The organism is Pseudomonas cichorii (assembly GCF_019719005.1).
Classification (GTDB): domain Bacteria; phylum Pseudomonadota; class Gammaproteobacteria; order Pseudomonadales; family Pseudomonadaceae; genus Aquipseudomonas; species Aquipseudomonas cichorii_E.
On the sequence record NZ_JAIGPJ010000014.1, the window covers coordinates 1 to 3325 of the forward strand.

Genomic DNA, 3325 nt, shown 5'->3' on the forward strand with positions numbered 1-3325 from the left:
AATCTTGACGATGACCTACTCTCACATGGGGAAACCCCACACTACCATCGGCGATGCATCGTTTCACTGCTGAGTTCGGGATGGGATCAGGTGGTTCCAATGCTCTATGGTCGTCAAGAAATTCGGTAGCCGGTGCGTGCCCTGTTGGGTACGTGCCAGCAAATGGGTGTGTAATAGAGGTGTTTCGGTAATTTGTTTTGTGTGTGTGGCGCAAACTTTCGGTTCGTCATCTTCACAACACCGCAATCTGCTGTTTTTCCGCAAATTGCTTGGGTGTTATATGGTCAAGCCTCACGGGCAATTAGTATGGGTTAGCTCAATGCCTCACAGCACTTACACACCCCACCTATCAACGTCGTAGTCTTCGACGGCCCTTCAGGGAACTCAAGGTTCCAGTGAGATCTCATCTTGAGGCAAGTTTCCCGCTTAGATGCTTTCAGCGGTTATCTTTTCCGAACATAGCTACCCGGCAATGCCACTGGCGTGACAACCGGAACACCAGAGGTTCGTCCACTCCGGTCCTCTCGTACTAGGAGCAGCCCCTCTCAAATCTCAAACGTCCACGGCAGATAGGGACCGAACTGTCTCACGACGTTCTAAACCCAGCTCGCGTACCACTTTAAATGGCGAACAGCCATACCCTTGGGACCGGCTTCAGCCCCAGGATGTGATGAGCCGACATCGAGGTGCCAAACACCGCCGTCGATATGAACTCTTGGGCGGTATCAGCCTGTTATCCCCGGAGTACCTTTTATCCGTTGAGCGATGGCCCTTCCATACAGAACCACCGGATCACTAAGACCTACTTTCGTACCTGCTCGACGTGTCTGTCTCGCAGTCAAGCGCGCTTTTGCCTTTATACTCTACGACCGATTTCCGACCGGTCTGAGCGCACCTTCGTACTCCTCCGTTACTCTTTAGGAGGAGACCGCCCCAGTCAAACTACCCACCATACACTGTCCTCGATCCGGATGACGGACCTGAGTTAGAACCTCAAAGTTGCCAGGGTGGTATTTCAAGGATGGCTCCACGCAGACTGGCGTCCACGCTTCAAAGCCTCCCACCTATCCTACACAAGCAAATTCAAAGTCCAGTGCAAAGCTATAGTAAAGGTTCACGGGGTCTTTCCGTCTAGCCGCGGATACACTGCATCTTCACAGCGATTTCAATTTCACTGAGTCTCGGGTGGAGACAGCGCCGCCATCGTTACGCCATTCGTGCAGGTCGGAACTTACCCGACAAGGAATTTCGCTACCTTAGGACCGTTATAGTTACGGCCGCCGTTTACCGGGGCTTCGATCAAGAGCTTCGCTTGCGCTAACCCCATCAATTAACCTTCCGGCACCGGGCAGGCGTCACACCCTATACGTCCACTTTCGTGTTTGCAGAGTGCTGTGTTTTTAATAAACAGTCGCAGCGGCCTGGTATCTTCGACCGGCATGAGCTTACGGAGCAAGTCCTTCACCCTCACCGGCGCACCTTCTCCCGAAGTTACGGTGCCATTTTGCCTAGTTCCTTCACCCGAGTTCTCTCAAGCGCCTTGGTATTCTCTACCCAACCACCTGTGTCGGTTTGGGGTACGGTTCCTGGTTACCTGAAGCTTAGAAGCTTTTCTTGGAAGCATGGCATCAACCACTTCGTGTTCTAAAGAACACTCGTCATCAGCTCTCGGCCTTGAGATCCCGGATTTACCTAAGATCTCAGCCTACCACCTTAAACTTGGACAACCAACGCCAAGCTGGCCTAGCCTTCTCCGTCCCTCCATCGCAATAACCAGAAGTACAGGAATATTAACCTGTTTTCCATCGACTACGCTTTTCAGCCTCGCCTTAGGGACCGACTAACCCTGCGTCGATTAACGTTGCGCAGGAAACCTTGGTCTTTCGGCGTGGGTGTTTTTCACACCCATTGTCGTTACTCATGTCAGCATTCGCACTTCTGATACCTCCAGCAAGCTTCTCAACTCACCTTCACAGGCTTACAGAACGCTCCTCTACCGCATCACCCTAAGGTGATACCCGTAGCTTCGGTGCATGGTTTGAGCCCCGTTACATCTTCCGCGCAGGCCGACTCGACTAGTGAGCTATTACGCTTTCTTTAAAGGGTGGCTGCTTCTAAGCCAACCTCCTAGCTGTCTAAGCCTTCCCACATCGTTTCCCACTTAACCATGACTTTGGGACCTTAGCTGACGGTCTGGGTTGTTTCCCTTTTCACGACGGACGTTAGCACCCGCCGTGTGTCTCCCATGCTCGGCACTTGTAGGTATTCGGAGTTTGCATCGGTTTGGTAAGTCGGGATGACCCCCTAGCCGAAACAGTGCTCTACCCCCTACAGTGATACATGAGGCGCTACCTAAATAGCTTTCGAGGAGAACCAGCTATCTCCGAGCTTGATTAGCCTTTCACTCCGATCCACAGGTCATCCGCTAACTTTTCAACGGTAGTCGGTTCGGTCCTCCAGTCAGTGTTACCTAACCTTCAACCTGCCCATGGATAGATCGCCCGGTTTCGGGTCTATACCCAGCGACTAAACGCCCTATTAAGACTCGCTTTCGCTACGCCTCCCCTATTCGGTTAAGCTTGCCACTGAATATAAGTCGCTGACCCATTATACAAAAGGTACGCAGTCACCCAACAACGTGGGCTCCCACTGCTTGTACGCATACGGTTTCAGGATCTATTTCACTCCCCTCTCCGGGGTTCTTTTCGCCTTTCCCTCACGGTACTGGTTCACTATCGGTCAGTCAGTAGTATTTAGCCTTGGAGGATGGTCCCCCCATGTTCAGACAAGGTTTCTCGTGCCCCGTCCTACTCGATTTCATGACAAAGAGATTTTCGCGTACAGGGCTATCACCCACTATGGCCGCACTTTCCAGAGCGTTCCGCTAATCTCAAAGCCACTTAAGGGCTGGTCCCCGTTCGCTCGCCACTACTAAGGGAATCTCGGTTGATTTCTTTTCCTCAGGGTACTTAGATGTTTCAGTTCCCCTGGTTCGCCCCATGCACCTATGTATTCAGTGCATGGTAACTGTCTTGTGACAGCTGGGTTCCCCCATTCAGACATCTCCGGATCACAGTCTGTTTGCCGACTCCCCGAAGCTTTTCGCAGGCTACCACGTCTTTCATCGCCTCTGACTGCCAAGGCATCCACCGTATGCGCTTCTTCACTTGACCATATAACCCCAAGCAATCTGGTTATACTGTGAAGACGACATTCGCCGAAAATTTGCAATTCACTCACAAATTTTACCTTAGCCTGTGATTCCACCAGTGAAAGTGGTTCACAGTCTAACTTTCTATTACATACCCAAATTTTTAAAGAACGA

General features: G+C 51.5%; 2 rRNA genes. Both read right to left on the bottom strand.

Going from position 1 to position 3325, the window contains the following annotated elements:
- Positions 1–2 precede the first annotated feature (2 nt).
- Positions 3–118 (bottom strand): 5S ribosomal RNA (rrf, locus tag K5D32_RS12610).
- A gap of 162 nt (positions 119–280) precedes the next feature.
- Positions 281–3173 (bottom strand): 23S ribosomal RNA (locus K5D32_RS12615).
- Positions 3174–3325: the final 152 nt, after the last annotated feature.